The organism is Rhizobium sp. 18055 (assembly GCF_902706285.1).
Taxonomy (GTDB): domain Bacteria; phylum Pseudomonadota; class Alphaproteobacteria; order Rhizobiales; family Rhizobiaceae; genus Rhizobium.
In genome coordinates this window covers 1-430 of record NZ_CACSKD010000327.1, presented here as the reverse complement: position 1 = coordinate 430, position 430 = coordinate 1, and the positions used below count along the sequence as shown (strand labels likewise).

Sequence of the window (430 nt, the reverse complement as noted above, 5' to 3'; positions counted from 1 at the left end):
CTGTCGTCCAAATCAATCCGGAAGACATTGAGGACGAGGATGAGTACAACAAAGATCTTTTCGCGATGCTTGAAAGTCACAAGCCATATTTGAGTTCGGAGAGATTTGAGATTCTAAAATCCGTGTATGAAAAAGAGATAGAGGAAAACGATGATGAATTTGGGAAGATATCCATCGATGAATATTACGAATTGCTCAACAAGGAAATTGACTTTCCTGGAATTAATAAGAAATTTACGATATGAAAAATTATTTAAAATCTGCTTGTGATTTCAGAAACCTTGTTTTTGGAGTTGCGCAAGCGCGATCTCAAGGGAATCAGGCTGACTCCAACGCCTGACGTCGATTTGATGGATCTCCCGAGTTTTCGAGGCGATAAGCGTATCGTGGACAAAGGCGCTGAAGAAATATATTTCCCAAAGACCAAAAT

The 430-nt window shown here is 39.5% G+C and carries 1 protein-coding gene; it reads left to right on the top strand.

Annotation, left to right across the window (positions count from 1 at the left end; translation table 11 throughout):
- On the top strand, positions 1-245 hold a 245-nt coding region (locus GVL52_RS29345), incomplete at its 5' end, for a hypothetical protein (RefSeq protein WP_200848023.1).
- Positions 246-430 lie beyond the last annotated feature (185 nt).